This window comes from Actinoallomurus liliacearum, from assembly GCF_039542035.1.
Taxonomy (GTDB): Bacteria; Actinomycetota; Actinomycetes; order Streptosporangiales; family Streptosporangiaceae; genus Actinoallomurus; species Actinoallomurus liliacearum.
Genome location: NZ_BAABHJ010000005.1, coordinates 301,442 through 317,123 on the forward strand (window position 1 = coordinate 301,442; position 15,682 = coordinate 317,123).

Below are 15,682 nucleotides of genomic sequence, written 5' to 3' on the forward strand. Positions count from 1 at the left end.
AAACTCTCCTGTGCGGCGGACGGGCGCCTCGTGAGCCACCACCGCGGTGGTACGGCTACGTGTCCAAGCGCCATCAGGCGCTCACAGCGTACGCAGCGCCTCGGTGGGGGAGAGGCGGGCGGCCCGAAGGGCCGGCAGCAGGCCGGCGATCGCACCGATCACGATCGCGGCGCCGATCCCGCCGACCCACGCCTGGACCGGGATGATCACCGCCCAGCCCTTCGTGTTCGCGTAGATCGCGGTGGTCAGCGCTCCGGCCGCGACTCCGGCCACCCCGCCGAGCAACGCGAGGATGACCGCTTCGGACAGGAACTGAGTGCGGATCTGCCCTCGAGTGGCGCCGAGCGCCCGGCGCAGCCCGATCTCCGATCGCCGTTCCAGCACCGAGATGATCATGATGTTCGCGACCCCGACCGCGCCCACGATCAGCGCCACCAGTCCGAGCCCGAGGAACAGGCTGTTGAACGCGCCCTTCGCGGCGGCTCGCGCGGTGAGCGCGTCGGACGGCCGGCTGACATCGACGTCGCTGGGCGACTCCGGGTTCGCGGTCCGCGCGAGCACTTCATGCACCGAGTCGACCTTGTCCGTACGGGCCCGCACGTACACCGTCGTCGGAGCTCCGGCCACCGCCGTGCCTTCATCGACGGTCGCGTAGCTGAGATAACGCTCCGCGGCCGGGTAGCCGACCAAGGCACTGGTGTCGATGTCGGTCGACAGCGTCGCGGGCTTCAGGATGCCGGCGACGTAGAACCACTGGTTCCTCAGCCAGATCCGCTCGCCCGGATGGACCCGATCGATCCCGAGGCGCTGCGCGGCGAGCGCGCCGAGCACGGTGACCGGCTGCCGCTCGGTCGCCGGGTTCAGCCAGCGGCCCTGAGCCACGCCGGTTCCGATCACTTCGGGGAGGTCGAGGCTGGCGGCCCGTACCTTCAGGGCGTTGGTCTCGACCACCGGGATCAGCGGGCTGCGGTACACGTTCGTGTTCTCGATGGCAGCGGCGTGCGCCACGTGCTCGACATCGGGCAGGTGGGAGATCCGTTGCGGCGCGGCGACCGGGAGCCGTGCCGCCCCGCCGGTGAACGATTGGCCGGTGTTCGCGGTCAGCAGGTTCGTGCCGAGCCGGTCGATCTGTGCCAGCAGTCCGGCCTGGGAGGACGCGGACAGGCCGAGTACCGCCACGATCGCCGCGGTGCCGATCGCTATCCCGAGCGCGGACAAGGCGGCCCGCAGGCGGCGAGCCCGGATGCCGACACCGGCCACGCGGATCTGGTCGGACAGCCTCATACGCCCTCCATCGAACGCGCCGCGCTGTCGGCGACGATCCGCCCGTCGAGGACGTGCAACTGACGGGGGAACCGGGCGGCCAGCCCGCCGTCGTGCGTGATCACGAGGATGGTCGCCCCGTCGGCGTTGAGCTCGTGCAGCAGCTCGATGATCGACGCGCCCGTCCTGCTGTCGAGGTTTCCCGTCGGCTCGTCGGCGAGCACGATGGCCGGGCGGCCGACCACGGCGCGGGCGATCGCCACGCGCTGGCGCTGTCCACCCGAGAGCTTGCCCGGCCGGAAGCCCGCCCGGTCCCCCAGCCCCACCCGGATGAGCGCCTCGGCGGCACGCTCGCGCCGCTCGGCGGCTCCCACACCGCTGTACAGCAGACCGTCGGCGACGTTCTCCAAGACGGTGGTGTGCTCGGACAGATGGAACTGCTGGAAGATGAAGCCGATGCTGCGCGCCCGCAAGGCGGCGAGCCGGCGGTCGGTGAGCGTCGCGACGTCTTCCCCGTCGATCCGTACCGTGCCGTCGCTGGGCCGATCCAGCGTGCCGAGGATGTGCAGCAGCGTGGACTTGCCCGATCCCGACGGGCCGACGATCCCGACCAGTTCCCCGCTCCGTACGGTGAAGCTCACGTCGCGCAGCGCGTGGACGGGGGGTTGCGTGCCGTACGTCTTGGTGACCCGCTCCAGTTCGAGGACATTCGTCTCGCTCATGTCGACGGCACCACCACACGGTCATCGGCCGACAGGGCGCCGGAGACCTGCACCCGACCATTGGCATCGTCGAACAATCCCAGCGTGACCGGCACGATCCGGGTCTGGCCGCGGTCCCCCGCCGCCACCTCGACCGCGTATCCCCCGCCTGCCCGGCCGATGAGCGCGGTCACCGGCACGATCAGCGCGTGCTCGACGCCGTCCGTGGTGATCTGCACCTGGACCGGAGCCTGGTCAAGGGTTCCGGCGTCCTTCGGGTGGTCGAGCGTGATGTAGACCGGGATCGTGGCGGATCCCGAGTCGGAGCCGTCCTTGCCGGAGGACGTCGCGACCGTGCCGATCCGGCGGACCACGCCGGACGTGATCCGGTTGTCCGGCAGCGTGATCTGCGCCTGGTCGCCCTTCTTGACCTCGGACTGCTGGGAGGCGTCGAGCTTCACGGTCACCTCGCGCCGGTTCGACGACGCCCCCATGACCGGACGGCCCTTGCCCGCGCCCGTGCCGTTCACGGCCATCACCTTGCCCACCCGCAAGGGGCCGGGCAGGAACACCGCCTGGCCGAGGTTCAGCCTGCCCGTCACGTCAGCGCCACGTTTGTCCTGAAGCTTCGCCAGGGCCGCCGCGGTCTCCGCGCCGAAGTGGTCCGAACCAGGATCGAGCTCGGACCTGTCGGCATAACCCTCGTTCACGAGGGTCTTGTTCAGCGCCCGGACGTCCTTGCCGTCGTCGCCCTCGGCCAGGTTCCGGTACGCGGGCGTGCTTCCGCAGATCAGGATCACCGGTTTCTCGCCGACCTTGTACAGCGTCTCACCGCAGTCGATCTGGGTGCCCGCCGCCGGCACCCAGGTGTAGGTCCCGCTCGCCCGGTTGACCACCGAGTACGGGATCCCGTCGGCGCCGGCCGAGTACGAGAGCGTCCCACTCTGGTCGACCTGCGAGGAGAGCGGGCCCTCCTGGACCGCCGCCAGAGATGTCCCGTCGCCGGCCCTCGTGGTGGACTTGCCGTCGTCGCCGTACAGGCCCGTCACGGCGAGAACCAGGCCACCGCCCGCGACCACGACCGCGACGCCGCCGAGTAGCCTGCGCCGCTTGCGTCTCCACCATGGGCGGGCGGGCGCCTCAGGGGGGATGCCGGTGCTCGCCGGAGTCCCGATCTCAGCCGTTGCCATTCTCGGAGCCTCCTCCCACGTGGGCCACGTCGCGGCATGCGTTCATCGCCTTCTTGAACTGCGGTGAGTTGGTGTTGATCCTGTCCTTCGGCACCAGAAGACGTCCGTCCTGCGGGTCAGGGATGTCCGGTATGCCGTTCTTGCGCATGCACTGCGCCCACTTCAGCCATTCCTTCTGGTCTTGGGCCCTCTGCGCGGGGTCGTCCTGTATCCCGGGCGGCTCCTGCGATTTGCACGCCTGCTGCGCCTTCTTGAACTGCGGCGAGTTCCTGTTCGGCCCTCCTGCCGCGATCATGAACCTGCCGTTCTTGTCGGGGTCGGGGAAGCTGGTCACGCCGTTCTCGCGCATGCACTGCGCGTACTTCACCGCCTGCTCCAAAGCGGGGTTCGCGTTCGATCCGGAGGAGCCTGATCTCGAGTCGCCCGAGCCGCCGCATCCCGCGACCGTCAGGGCAAGGGCGGCGGCCGAAGCGGCCAGCAACACGAAGGCCTTGTTCATCGTGGCCGGCGGCGGCGCGGGTACGGCTCGCGCGGTCCTGCGCGTACGACGGGATGGCGCTGACAGTGATTCGCTGTGGTCCATGCCTTCACTGAAGACGGAAGACCGTTGCGGTCACGTATGCGATTTTCGATACGCCCGCGATACACCGAATCCCTGACGAGCGAGATCAGTCGTTGCTCGGGCCGACCCCGGGAAGTCGGATGGTGACGCGGAGGCCGCCGGTGGGGCGGGGGGTGAGGTCGAGGGTGCCGTCGTGTGCTCGGACGATGCTGTGCACGATGGCGAGTCCGAGGCCGACGCCGGCGTGCTCGTCGGTGCGGGTGCGTTGTGTTCCGCGTTGGAAGGGTTCGGTGAGGGTCGGCAGTAGTTCCGGTGGGACCGGCTGGCCGGTGTTCTCGACCCGCAGCACGCTCGTGTCGTGTTGCGGTTCGGTGTGGATGGTCACGGTGCCGCCGGTGGGGTGGTTGTGGACGATGGCGTTCTGGACGAGGTTCGTCACCATCCGCAGGAGGAGCGCCGCGGAGCCGAGGGCTTGGGCCTTTTCGCCGGTGACGTCGAGGGTGATCTGGCGTTTTTCGGCGAGGGGAAGCAGTGTTTCGGCGGCCTCTTCGGCGATGAGGGACAGGTCGACGGGCTCGCGGGTGAAGCCCTTGCGGTCGGCGCGGCTGAGCAGCAGGAGGGCCTCGGTGAGATCGATCGCCCGCGTGTTGACGATGTGGAGGCGTTCGATGAGTTCGCCTTGGTCCCGTGTGGGGTCGTTGCGGGCGGTGTCGAGGAGTGTCCGGGAGATCGCCAGCGGGGTGCGCAGTTCGTGGGAGGCGTTCGCGGCGAATCGTTGCTGTTCGGCGACGTGGGATTCGAGTTGTTCGAGCATGGTGTCGAACACGTCGGCGAGTTCGCGGAATTCGTCTTCGGGACCTTCCAAGCGGATCCGATGGGACAGCGATCCGTTGGAGGCCATCCGCGCCGCGTCGGCGATCCGTGTCAGTGGCGCGAGCATCCGACCGGCCAGGAACCATCCTCCCAGCAGGCCGAACACGAGTAGGAAGGCCAGTGTGGCGGCCGCGGCGGGGGCGAAGCCGCTCAGGAGTTCGGTGCGGTTGGTGCCCACAATGATCACGCCGCCGAACCTCCTCCGGATGGATCCGGGGTCGTCGTCGGGTAGGTGGCGCAGCACGAATACCCACACCACGGCCAGCAGGAGAGTGCCGGCGAGGAGGAGGAATCCGGCGTAGCTGATGGTGAGTTTCAGGCGAGCGCTGAGCCCTGGGCGCCTAATCATGAGCGCGGCCAGGGTCGGTGGTGTCCATGCCGGTGTCGATTCGGTAGCCGACGCCGGGCACCGTGGCGATGAGCCATGGTTCGCCGAGTCGTTTGCGCAGCGCGGAGACGGTGATGCGGACGGCGTTGGTGAAGGGGTCGGCGTTGGCGTCCCAGGCCCGCTCCAGCAACTGTTCGGCGCTGACGACACCGCCTTCGGCGGCGACGAGGACTTCGAGCACGGCGAACTGCTTTCGGGTGAGGGCGACGTAGCGTCCGTCGCGGTAGACCTCCCGGCGGAAGGGGTCCAGCCGCAGGCCCGCGATCTCGGTGACCGGGGGCCGGGCGTGCGCGCGTCTGCGGTCGAGCGCTCGCAGCCGCAGGACGAGCTCTCGAAGCTCGAACGGCTTGGTGAGGTAGTCGTCGGCGCCGAGCCCGAACCCGGAAGCCTTGTCGTCGATCCGGTCGGCGGCGGTGAGCATGAGGATCGGGATGCCGCTGCCGGAGGCGACGATCCGCCGGGCGATCTCGTCGCCGGAGGGGCCGGGGACGTCGCGGTCCAGGACCGCCAGGTCGTAGGAGTTGACGCTGAGCAGTTCCAGGGCGGAATCGCCGTCGCCGGCGATATCGGCGGCGATCGCCTCCAGCCGGAGACCGTCACGGACGGCTTCGGCCAGGTAGGGCTCGTCCTCCACGATCAGCACGCGCATCCCTGAACCCTAAGCAGCACGACATATCGCCGACATATGCAAACCGGACACGGCCCCGGCACGGTGACGTGACCTCCTCCGCAAGCGGCCCACCACCCGTGAACGCTCCCACTACGGACCGGGGTATATGCCCCCGTCTACGGCGCAGCCGGCAGGTAGGGCTGGACATACCTCAGGACGGTGGAGCACCGTGATGTGCTGCGGGTCGTCGCGGCGGTGAGATCGGATCATGACCTTCGAACTCACCACCCGAGCGATCAAGATCTCGCTCACCGGTGTCGCGGGCGCGGCGCTGGTCTGCGGCGGCCTTGCGCAGACGGCCATCTCGTCGACGCCCACGAGCGCGTCCGACCCGATCGGGGGCTGGTCCGAGAGCTGGGGCGCCGCCATGCAGCGGCCGACTCCAGGCACCGAGGACAACGGCCCCAACTGGTCGATGAAGGGGTTCGCCGACCAGTCCGTGCGCCAGGTGATCAGGCTGAGCGAGGGAGGGGACCGGGTCCGGATCCGGCTGTCCAACGTCTACGGCACCAAGCCGTTGAAGATCGCCGGGGCCGCCGTCGGCACGTCGGCGGGCGGCGCCAAGGTGTGGCCGGGAACGATCAAGACGCTGAAGTTCCACGGCGCCGCGTCCACTGTCGTGAAGCCCGGCGCCGAACTGGCCAGCGACCCGGTCGCACTGCCCACCAAACCGCTGCAGAAGCTGGCCGTCACGCTGCGTTTCACCGAGCCGACCGGGCCCACCACCTTCCATCGCTTCACCACGCAGGAGGCCTACCGCGCGAGCGGCGACCACCTGACCGAGCCCGTCTCGGCCGCCTTCGCCAAGAGCACCAACTCCTGGTACTACCTGACCGGCGTCGACGTGGCCGGCGGCGCCGGCGCCCAGGGCACGGTCGTGACGTTCGGGGACTCCCTCATCGACGGCGTCGGCTCCACCGGCGACGAGCGGATCGCCGACGGTCTGGCCGAACGCCTGGCCGCGCAAGGCCGCCCGACCACCGTGATCAACGCCGGGATCGGCGGCAACCGGATTCTGGGTGACACGGCCTGCTATGGAGACAAGGCCCCCACACGGTTCCGCCGCGACGTGCTCGACCGGCCCGGCGTACGGTCGGTGATCATCCATCTCGGCGCGAACGACATCGCCGCCGCCAAGATCGAAGATCCCTGCCTGCCGAAGGGCGGCACACTGCCGACCGCGCGCCAACTCATCGAGGGCCACCGGGCACTCATCCGCGCCGCCCACGCCCGCGGCATCAAGGCCATCGGCGCGACGATCCTGCCGCTCAAGGGCGCGCTCTTCCCGATCTGGAGCCCGGAGGCGGAGAAGGTCCGGGACGAGGTCAACCACTGGATCCGTACGAGCGGCGAGTACGACGCGGTCCTGGACGTCGACCGCGTCATGGCGGATCGGACCGACCCGGACCGGCCCTGGCTCGGCTACGTCTTCGAGGACGGACTGCACCCGAACGACGCGGGATACCAGGCGATCGTCCGGGCGGTCCCCCTCGGAGCCCTCTGACGACGCCTCCGGCGAGCGGCCCGGCGGTGGCACTGTAGGGGTGTCCATGGAGTACGGGACGGGCGCCGCCCGCGTACGGGCCCTCGACGAGGTCGGCTCGTAGGCAGAGCACCGGACGGCGGACATGCTTCACGAGTTCTGCGGATTCCCGTGGCGGCGGGCGTCCTCGGACGGTGTTCCCGCGTCGGCGTACGGGCTGATCGATCGGCGGGCGACGAGGGCGGCGTTGATGCGCGGCAGGTCCGCCGCGCGGGCCGGGGACAGGCCGATGAGCTGGCGGGTCCTTGGTGATGTCGAGCATCTGCAGCTCCAGCGGCTTGAACACGGCTTCGTAGCCGTCGTCCGTGGACAGCGCCGGGACGGGGATCGGGTCAGGGGCAGACGGTGATCTCGGCCCGCTCGGCTGGGTCGGTGGTGTAGGCGTCCCAGAACCAGGCCATGGCCTTGGCCTTGGCGGTCAGGTGCGGGCCGTCGGCGAACTCGTGGTAGCTGGCGGGGTCCTGCGCGGCGTCGGTGACCGGGTAGTACATCGACTGGTGGACGAACCTCACGTCACCGCGCTGCTTGGCCATGATGGTGAGTGCGGCCGTCATGTTCCCGCCGACCGAGTCGCCCGCGACTGCCAGGCGGGACGGGTCGAGGCCCTCGTCCGCGCCGTGCCGGGTGATCCACTGCGCCATGGCGTAGGCCTGCTCGATCGCGACGGCGTAGCGGGCCTCGGGCGACCGGTCGTACTCGACGAAGACCACCGCGGCCCGTACCCCGGTGGCGAGTTCGCGGACCAGCCGGTCGTGGGTCCCGGCGCCGCCGAGGACCCACCCGCCGCCGTGGACGTAGAGGACGGCCGGCAACGCCGTCCCGGCCGTCCCAGTGGGCTTGACGATGCGGACCCGGACCTCGCAGACCTCGGCCGGGACCGTGATCGACTTGTCGTCGACGTCGGGCGCGGCGACCGGGCCGGCCTGGATGTCGTCGAGGAGTTTCCGGGCGCCCTCGGTCCCCCGCTCCTAGAGGAGCGGCGGCTTGGCGGCCGCTTCGGCGAACGCCTGCGCCGCCGGCTCGAGGATGTGCTCGTTCATGCCGTCCTTCCCTTCTCCGTGGTGGTGCCGTCCGCCGGGCCGGGTGCTTCCTCGCGGAAGTCGATCTTTCGGTGGCTTCCGTCGCACAGCGGTTTGCCGGCCGAGTGCCCGCAGCGGCAGAGCGTCATCCGGTTCCGGGTCTCCAGCGGCTGTCCATCCGCGCGGTGCACCGGCACGCCGCCGGTGACCCACAGCGCGCTGGCCAGGCCGTCTTCCTCCTCCAGGACCGAGATGGCCTGCGGAAGGTCGGGCTCGATCGTCTCGCCTCCGCGCCGCAGGGCGTAGCTGTAGGACCCGGAGGGGCAGTGATCGATCCGGCCCATGATGTTGGAGCGGACGTCGCTGTCCCCGCTGTCGGGGAGCATCTCGGCGATCGGCTTGGTGCGCCCGATGCAGAACGCGGCGTGGATGCACAGCTCACCGACGCGCTGAGCCGAGATGTTCACCCCGTCGTGCACATGCTGCAGTTCCTTGTACGGCCGGACGCTTGCGGACTCGGTGCCGTCGAACCCGATCAGGGCATGCGTCCCGTCGCAGAACGGCTTCGACCGCGAATGGCCGCAGCGGCACAGCGCGTAGGTGGCCTCGGTCGGCAGGGTATCGCCGGTCTGCCAGGTGAGCGCGTCGCCCTCACCGGAGACGATCTTTCGCTTGCGCCTGAGCGGAACCCCGCCGTAGACGAGGTAGGGGCCGTCGGGGAGCACCATGATCCGCTGCGGCTCGTCGTCGGCGCTCCACCCGCGGTGCTCGGGCGGGACGTACTCGAAGGTGGGGCCGGCCGTCGTGCCTTCCCCGTCGGGCATCCGCATCAGGGCCTGGGCCTGTGCCTTGAGCTTGTACATGGTGGCAACGGCGACCACGAGCAGCCGCGGGCCCCCGTTGAACGCCTGCTCCAGCAGATGCAGGAGGGTGCAGTACGTCCGGTTGAACTCCTCCTGGGCCGCGCGGATCTCGCTGCCTGGAGCGTGGTCGGCGATGCGCGGGTTGGACCTCATCGGCAGGACGCCGCCGAAGTCCACGCTGACCGCCTCGCCAGTGGGCCCGGACCGCGGGGTGTCGCCGCGGCGGTAGCGCCGACCGGCCCTGAGCTCCTGGAAGCGGTAGTAGTGGGCGACCTCGTCCCGGTCGGGATGGTGGACGTCCGGGTCGCCGTCCCAGACCGCGCCGCGGGACGTGCCCTCGCCCTCTTCGACGATCTCCTCCAGCGCGGCCAGCGCCGAGGCCAGGTCGTTGACGGCGATCATCCGGCCGGCGGTGTGCCGGAAGTGTCCGGCGTGGACCTGGCGGGCCGGATCGCCGCTGAAGACCTCCCGCTCGCCGAGCCGGTCGCACAGGTGACGCAGCCCGTCCTCGATCGCGTCGTAGAACTGCCCGATCGTCTCGTAGCCGTCGCCTTCGGCGGGAGCGCCGGGAGGTGCCGGCCGCTCGAGCCGGAGGAACATGTCGAGCGCCTCGTCACCGAACGGAAGCAGCGACAGTTCCAGGGAGGGGTCGCCGTGCGGCAGCCGCCGGGGATGCGGCGGCAGCATCCGCGGCGTGTCCAGCCGCGGGCTCCCGCCGACGGCGTTGAGCAGATTCGCGGCCAGCGTCAGGTGGAGCATCTCCTCGATGAAGACGCCCGCCACCGCATCGACGGCTTCGGGGTTGCGTTCCGGGTCGAGCGAGTAGAGCGCGCACAGGTACGGCGGTAGGGTCGCGTGTTCCAGCTCGATCGCCCACTGCAGGTGCTCGCGAAGATCGTCGATCGTGGCGATCCCCGTGGAGGGGGTGGGAACGGGGGCATACTGCCGCCCGCCTGGGTGGTTCATGAGTGTCTCGTCTCGGATGTCGTGAGGTGATGTCACCGGCGCCGCGGCCGCCGGTGCGCGGGGATCAGGCGCCTTCGCCGGTGCGGCGCCCGCGGGACCGGGGGTCGGCCTCCAGTGCCTCGACCGCGCCGAGGAGGTTGCGGAGCTCGACCTCCTCGCGCTCGACGTCGGCCGGATCGAACAGCCACTCCGAGGCCGGAAGCCCCGCAGCCCGCTCCGGGTCGCTCGACTCGGCCAGGCTCAGTTCGGCCTCCGCCTCGAACTCGATCTCGAACTCGTCGCCGGTCGACATGCTCATCTGTCCTCCACACGGGGATTGCTCGGATGGCCGCCCGGCCGGACGTCTGGTCGCGTGGACCAGCAGGCGGCGTCGACCGACTCCGCCCGGAGCGGGATCCGGCCGCCGTCCGCCGAGACGACCAGCAGTCCGAACAGCCGGGCGGCGGTCCACCCCGCGACGTCATCGAACTCGGCGACCATCGCCGATGCGGTCATGATGGGCCTCCCCCAGGTCGGGTGCGGCGGCGTCCTCGACGACGCCGTCGTCGTGTGCCGGTCAGGAATCGCGGGGAGCCCGCAGGCGCGCGCTGGACGAGGTCCGCCTCGTCCACGAGGGTCCCGTCAGCGGGCGCCGGTGCTCGCCAGCCAGTCGGCGTACTTGATCTCACCGAGCCTCGCGCCGTCGCCCGGCACCAGATCGTGCTCGCGCATCTCGGCGCCGAAGTAGGGCGCGTGCGGGTCGGTGACCACCGTGCGCCGGTCGCCCCAGGCCGTCAGGGCGTCGCGGAAGAACTCGTCCATCCGGAACTGCTCGGGACCGGCGATCTCGGTCCGCCTGTTCAGCGGTGCCCCCACCGCGGCCAGGCCGACCGCCTGCGCGACCTCCTCGCCCGCGATCGGCTGGAACAGCACCGAGGGCATCCGGACGGTGTCGCCGTCGGTCGCCTCGTCGGCGATCCTGTGGGCGAACTCGAAGAACTGGGTGGCGTGCACGAGCGAGAACGGGATGCCCGAGTCCTCGATCAGCTTCTCCTGGGCGAGCTTCGCCCGGAAGTAGCCGACGTCGGGCCGTCCCTCGGTGCCCACCACCGACAGCGCGACGTGGTGCCCCACCCCGGCCTTCTTCTCCGCTGCCAGCAGGTTGCCGGTGGAGGTCCGGAAGAAGTTCAGCACCGCGGCGTCCTCGAAGGACGGGGAGTTCGACACGTCGATCACCACGTTCGCGTCGGCCAGCGCCTCGTCCAGCCCCTCGCCGGTGAGCGTGTTGACGCCGGTGTTCGGCGAGGCCGGCACCGCCTGGTGCCCGTGCTCGCCGAGTTTGGTGACGAGCTTCGACCCGATCAGGCCGGTGCCGCCGATGACTACGATCTTCATGAGAAACCCTCCGTTCGCCGGGCCGTCGGTCACCGCCCGGTCGCCAGCTAAGACAGGCGACCCGTCCGGGTTGTGACAGCTGCGGCCAAAGATTCCCGGAAGTGGCCGGATCGGGCGTCGGCCGTCACGAACCGGGGTGCTGCCGGCTGTTCGACCTCACCGTCGTGGTCGCGGTCGCGGCCGTCACCGCCCAGTTCGCGCCCAACATCGACGACGGACGCGCCCTGGCCGGGCTCGTCTCGTTCCTCCAGGTTTTCTTCGCGGTGTGGTGGGCGTGGATGAACTTCACCTGGTTCGCCTCGTCGTACGACACCGACGACGTCCCCTCCTCGTCGACCCGCACAACGTGAGTCACGGCACCCGAACTCTCATGCGGTGGTTCCGGGTGAGGCTTCGTCCGGCGGCGATCTTGCCAGGCTCGCACTGCGGCACCTGGCAGATGTGGAGCCCGGACGAGTTCGGTCCGCCATCGACAGCGACGATGGTCGCATCGAGCGCGACGCCGTCGGAGCCGTGGTCATCGGGGCGCTTGTGCTGTACGCGTTCAGCGCCGAGCTCAAGATCGAGCGGCATCCGGAGAAAGGCTGGACCTTCCGCTTCCATAAGCGACCGCTGAAGGACAGCACAGTCGGCAGGTTGCTATCAGAGCTGTACAACACCTACATCGGTGGTCCGCCGCCGCCCGCGCCGTAGGATCCTTGGATCCAGAGATGGGGACGAGCCGGTCAGGCAAGGTGTCGCGGGACCTGCCGCAGTGACTCTAATCGTCCCGGCTGATCACCAGCATCTGCGAGGGTGAAGCCGTGGTCGGATGGGGAGTCGGTAGAGACAGGCGGCGGGCCGAGTCAGGGCGCTGACGGGCAAGCTCCTCTGCACGCACAGACCATGAAGGCCGTCCGACCGGTGCCTACATTTCCCGTACACACACGGTTGCCGGAATAAAGAGGCCCTCATTCAGTTCGGTATTTTCTCGGTGCGGGATGTGACCCCCATCCGACCAACGGCCGTACCCCGCCGGAGCACGAACGCATCAAGGCGATGGTCGCCTCGCGTGCGTGCTGGGCGGTGAATGCCCGAAGCATGCCACATTCCGGCCGAGCGGCCCGCGCCGCTTCCGGCGCCGAGACGCTCGTCTCCGGAGACCTGTGAGCGAGGGCTGCGGTTTGTGCGGGACATCTCTCCCCGCCCTCCCCGATTCTCCCGCTCTGCCCTGGACGGCCTCTCCGACTGGCCGGCGCAACGGGGCGACCGGCAGGAGGGACCTCCGCCTTGATGTAACACATGACGATGCCGAGTCGCCCTGGCCCGCGGGAGGTCGTGCCAGCCGCTCTACGCCTCCCCGGCGCGGCCGGCCTTCGGCCGCCACAGCACGAGGTACACCAGGGCCGAGATCACGAAGCCGACCTCGAACGCGATGTCACCGACGGACTTGACGTGCTTCGGCACGGGTCCGACGTATTTCTGCTGGTTGGAGAACAGCCACACCGACAGCACCACGCCGACCGCCATGGCAACCGGCCCGGCCCAGTTGTGGTGCCGCCGGTCGAACAGAAGGCCGTCCACGTCGGTTCCGCGCCGCAGATACTGGTCGAGCAGGAACACGGCCAGCCAGGGACCGATCCAGTACGAGATCACCAGGAGGAACGCCTCGTACTTCTGCCCGGCGTCGTGCAGGCCGGACAGCGCGACGACGAAGCCGATCGCGCCGAACACGACGGCGACGATGGCTCGCCGCAGCGTCAGCGGCAGCTTGATGCCCAGGGCGACGAAGGACATCGCCCCCGAGTAGACGTTCAGCGCGTTGGCCGCGATGCCGCCGAGCGCGATGGCCAGCAGCGTGAGGTCGGCGACGGCCGTCGGGAGGTGCCCGGTGAAGGCCGAGGTGGGCTGGCCCAGCGCGTCGCCGCCGATCGTGACGGACGCCGCCCCGACGATCTCCAGGACCAGGCAGGAGACGAACACGCCGAGCCCGGCGTACAGGCCGACGGCCCGCCGGCTGCTGTCCGCGGGGAGGTAGCGCGTGTAGTCCGCCGCGTACGGGTTCCAGCCGGCCGCGTACCCGAACGTCGCGCCGACGGTCAGCAGGAAGCCGCCCAGGCCGCCGCCGTGACCCGGAGCGCCGGGATGCGACTTCGCCAGGATGATCAGGGAGGCCACGGCGAAGATCACCGCGAGCACCGGCAGGGCGTACTTCTCGAAGGCGTGCACGAGGTTGTGCCCGAAGAAGGCCAGGACCACCATGGCCACGACCACGATGACGAGGCAGAGCGCCTTCGGCCAGCCGGTCAGCGTGTTCAGCGCGAGCGCGCCGCTGACGCTGTTGACCGCGAACCAGCCGATCCCCGCGACGACGGCGTTCAGCCCGGCCGGCAGGGCGTTGCCCCAGTGTCCGAAGGAGATCCGGCTCAGCACCATCTGCGGCACGCCGTGCGCCGGGCCGCGCGCGGACAGCACGCCGTGGGTGACCGAGCCGAGGACCGTGCCGACGATGATCGCCAGCGCCGCCTGCCAGAAGTTCAGCCCGAACGCGGCGACCGCGAGCACACCGAGGAACACGGTGGCGAACTCCAGGTTCGGCGACGTCCAGGTCCACAGCAGCTGCCGTGGCCTGCCGTGGCGCTCGGCGAGCGGAATGAACTCCGCGCCGCCGGGCTCGACCGCCGCGACCTTCTCGCCGTACGTGCCCTCCCGTACGTCCAGGGAGGGAGCAGGCTTCTTGAGCACCGTCATGGGCGTGCCTTTCGATCCAGCGGGGGAGCGCTCAGCCCATCGTGATGGCGTTGAGCTTGTCGAGGAGGTAGTCGGAGGCGCGCACCGGCTCGTGGGTTACCCGGCCGATCGGTGCCGCGATGGACTCGATCACGGCGCCCGGATCGCACTCGTAGAAGTAGATGAGCGAGACGAGTTCCTCGTCCGGGGCGCTGGGATCCGGCGGCAGGACGCGGTGCCGGTTCGACCGCCAGCGGTCACCTGTCCAGCGGGCCAGCAGGTCGCCGATGTTGATGGTGAAGGAGTCCTCGACGTACGGCGCGTTCACCCAGCCGCCGTCCGGGCTGTAGACCTGCAGGCCGCCGACACCGTTCTGCCGGTCGAGGATCGTGACCGTGCCGAAGTCGGTGTGCGGGCCGATGCGGAACTGTCCCGGCTCGGCCGGTCCCACCTGGGACAACGGCGGATACCGGTTGATGTTCAGCGTGTACGACGGGTGTCCTGTCCTGGCCGTGAAGAAGTCCGGTGCGAGCCCGAGCGCCGCCGCGCAGAGTGTCAGCAGCTCGTCGGCGAGCGTCCGCATCCGGCCGAGGTAGTCGGTGAGCAACGGCTCGAGCTCAGGCTCCTCGGCAGGCCAGACATTCGGCAGGAACCACTCGGCGTCGATCTCCGCGTCGCCGGTCGGCCGGTCGGCGCCGACCGCGAACGTCTCCTTCAGGTCCGGCGGGGTCGGCGTTCCCTCGGCGTAGCCGTTGGCCTCGACGCCGGGCGGCAGCCAGCCGCGCTCGCCGACCGTGACGGCGTACGGTTCCTTCAGCGCGTCGGGGAGCGCGAAGAACCGTTTGGCCGCCGCCCGGATCCGTTCGCGCAACGCGGCCGGCACGCCGTGCCCGGTGACCACGAGGAAACCGATCTCCCGCAGGGCCGCGTCGACGCGCGCCGCGACGTCCGCCCGGGCGGTGGCGTCGCCCTCGAACCAGGCGGTGAGGTCGATGACGGGAACGACGCCGCTCGCGCTCATGAGCTCTCTCCGATGTCCTCGTTCCAGATGCCGGGGTGTTCCTTGATGAAGGCCGTCATGAGCTCGGCGCACTCCGGGTCGTCGAGCACGACGACCTCGACACCGTGCCCGGCCAGCCACTCGTGGCGGCCCTCGAACGTCCGCGCCTCGCCGACGACCAGCCGGGATATGCCGAACTGCAGGATCAGCCCGCTGCAGTACCAGCACGGCGACAGCGTCGTGGTCATGGTGGTGCCGCGGTACGTGGGCTGCCGGCCGGCCGCGCGGAACGCCGCGGTCTCGCCGTGCGTCGACGGGTCGCCGTCCTGGACCCGCCGGTTGCGCCCGCGCCCCAGCAGCAGCCCTCCGGCGTCGAACAGCGCGGCCCCGACCGGGACGCCTCCCTCGGCGTACCCGGTGCGCGCCTCCTCCAGCGCGACGCCCAGCGTCGCCGCGTCATCAACGACATCAATGGTCATGGGCCCACTATCGCCGCGCGACCTGGCAAGGGGAATGGACAAGACGTCCGTACTATGAGCCTCTGCAGTGGACGATCCGTAA

At 70.0% G+C, this 15,682-nt stretch carries 17 protein-coding genes; 3 read left to right on the forward strand and 14 right to left on the reverse strand.

Annotation, left to right across the window (positions count from 1 at the left end):
• Positions 1-81: 81 nt before the first annotated feature.
• The 6 genes from ABD978_RS09065 to ABD978_RS09090 all read right to left on the reverse strand — a co-directional run bounded on the left by ABD978_RS09065 (position 82) and on the right by ABD978_RS09090 (position 5,626).
• Positions 82-1,284, reverse strand: a complete 1,203-nt coding sequence (locus ABD978_RS09065; RefSeq protein ID WP_345351450.1) for an ABC transporter permease — start codon at positions 1,282-1,284, stop codon at positions 82-84.
• Entirely contained in the window at positions 1,281-1,985 is a 705-nt protein-coding gene (locus tag ABD978_RS09070) for an ABC transporter ATP-binding protein (RefSeq protein ID WP_345351453.1), read from the reverse strand. Before ABD978_RS09070 ends, ABD978_RS09065 begins: the two co-directional genes overlap by 4 nt.
• A complete protein-coding gene (locus tag ABD978_RS09075) occupies positions 1,982-3,154 on the reverse strand; it encodes an efflux RND transporter periplasmic adaptor subunit (RefSeq protein ID WP_345351457.1) in 1,173 nt (390 codons plus the stop codon). The genes ABD978_RS09070 and ABD978_RS09075 overlap by 4 nt, the downstream gene beginning before the upstream one ends.
• Entirely contained in the window at positions 3,141-3,653 is a 513-nt protein-coding gene (locus tag ABD978_RS09080) for a hypothetical protein (RefSeq protein ID WP_345351459.1), read from the reverse strand. The genes ABD978_RS09075 and ABD978_RS09080 overlap by 14 nt, the downstream gene beginning before the upstream one ends.
• 169 nt (positions 3,654-3,822) lie before the next feature.
• Positions 3,823-4,938: a sensor histidine kinase gene (locus ABD978_RS09085; protein ID WP_345351461.1), complete on the reverse strand. Its 1,116-nt coding sequence runs from the start codon at positions 4,936-4,938 to the stop codon at positions 3,823-3,825.
• Positions 4,931-5,626 carry a response regulator transcription factor gene (locus ABD978_RS09090; RefSeq protein WP_345351463.1) on the reverse strand — a complete coding sequence of 232 codons (696 nt, stop codon included), beginning with the start codon at positions 5,624-5,626 and terminating at the stop codon, positions 4,931-4,933. The genes ABD978_RS09085 and ABD978_RS09090 overlap by 8 nt, the downstream gene beginning before the upstream one ends.
• A gap of 229 nt (positions 5,627-5,855) precedes the next feature.
• Here ABD978_RS09090 and ABD978_RS09095 point away from each other — a divergent pair, with 229 nt between their 5' ends.
• Positions 5,856-7,151: an SGNH/GDSL hydrolase family protein gene (locus ABD978_RS09095; protein ID WP_345351466.1), complete on the forward strand. Its 1,296-nt coding sequence runs from the start codon at positions 5,856-5,858 to the stop codon at positions 7,149-7,151.
• A 371-nt stretch (positions 7,152-7,522) separates the two neighbouring features.
• Here ABD978_RS09095 and ABD978_RS09100 read toward each other — a convergent pair whose 3' ends face one another.
• From ABD978_RS09100 to ABD978_RS09120, 5 genes are all read right to left on the reverse strand, one after another.
• Positions 7,523-8,119, reverse strand: a complete 597-nt coding sequence (locus tag ABD978_RS09100; RefSeq protein ID WP_345353657.1) for an alpha/beta hydrolase fold domain-containing protein — start codon at positions 8,117-8,119, stop codon at positions 7,523-7,525.
• Positions 8,120-8,226: 107 nt separating this feature from the next.
• Complete coding sequence (locus tag ABD978_RS09105; protein WP_345351469.1) at positions 8,227-10,038, reverse strand: ferritin-like domain-containing protein; 1,812 nt, start codon at positions 10,036-10,038, stop codon at positions 8,227-8,229.
• A 64-nt stretch (positions 10,039-10,102) separates the two neighbouring features.
• Positions 10,103-10,336, reverse strand: coding sequence for a hypothetical protein (locus tag ABD978_RS09110; RefSeq protein WP_345351472.1), 234 nt, complete (start codon positions 10,334-10,336; stop codon positions 10,103-10,105).
• The gene (locus ABD978_RS09115; RefSeq protein WP_345351475.1) at positions 10,333-10,533 is read right to left on the reverse strand and encodes a hypothetical protein; all 201 of its coding nucleotides are present in this window, start codon (positions 10,531-10,533) and stop codon (positions 10,333-10,335) included. The genes ABD978_RS09110 and ABD978_RS09115 overlap by 4 nt, the downstream gene beginning before the upstream one ends.
• Positions 10,534-10,659: 126 nt before the next feature.
• Positions 10,660-11,412: an SDR family oxidoreductase gene (locus tag ABD978_RS09120; RefSeq protein WP_345351478.1), complete on the reverse strand. Its 753-nt coding sequence runs from the start codon at positions 11,410-11,412 to the stop codon at positions 10,660-10,662.
• A gap of 101 nt (positions 11,413-11,513) precedes the next feature.
• Between ABD978_RS09120 and ABD978_RS09125 the strand changes: the two genes are divergently transcribed.
• On the forward strand, positions 11,514-11,762 hold the full coding sequence (locus ABD978_RS09125; protein WP_345351481.1) for a low temperature requirement protein A: 249 nt from the start codon (positions 11,514-11,516) through the stop codon (positions 11,760-11,762).
• Between the two features lie 25 nt (positions 11,763-11,787).
• Positions 11,788-12,105 carry a hypothetical protein gene (locus tag ABD978_RS09130; RefSeq protein WP_345351484.1) on the forward strand — a complete coding sequence of 106 codons (318 nt, stop codon included), beginning with the start codon at positions 11,788-11,790 and terminating at the stop codon, positions 12,103-12,105.
• A gap of 636 nt (positions 12,106-12,741) precedes the next feature.
• On the opposite strand, the gene ABD978_RS09135 is transcribed toward ABD978_RS09130, so the two are convergent.
• From ABD978_RS09135 to ABD978_RS09145, 3 genes are read right to left on the reverse strand one after another with little or no spacing between them, the layout of a single operon-like run.
• Complete coding sequence (locus ABD978_RS09135; protein WP_345351487.1) at positions 12,742-14,142, reverse strand: purine-cytosine permease family protein; 1,401 nt, start codon at positions 14,140-14,142, stop codon at positions 12,742-12,744.
• 31 nt (positions 14,143-14,173) lie between these two features.
• Complete coding sequence (locus ABD978_RS09140) at positions 14,174-15,142, reverse strand: isopenicillin N synthase family dioxygenase (protein WP_345351490.1); 969 nt, start codon at positions 15,140-15,142, stop codon at positions 14,174-14,176.
• Positions 15,139-15,600 carry a nucleoside deaminase gene (locus ABD978_RS09145; protein WP_345351493.1) on the reverse strand — a complete coding sequence of 154 codons (462 nt, stop codon included), beginning with the start codon at positions 15,598-15,600 and terminating at the stop codon, positions 15,139-15,141. The genes ABD978_RS09140 and ABD978_RS09145 overlap by 4 nt, the downstream gene beginning before the upstream one ends.
• Positions 15,601-15,682: the final 82 nt, after the last annotated feature.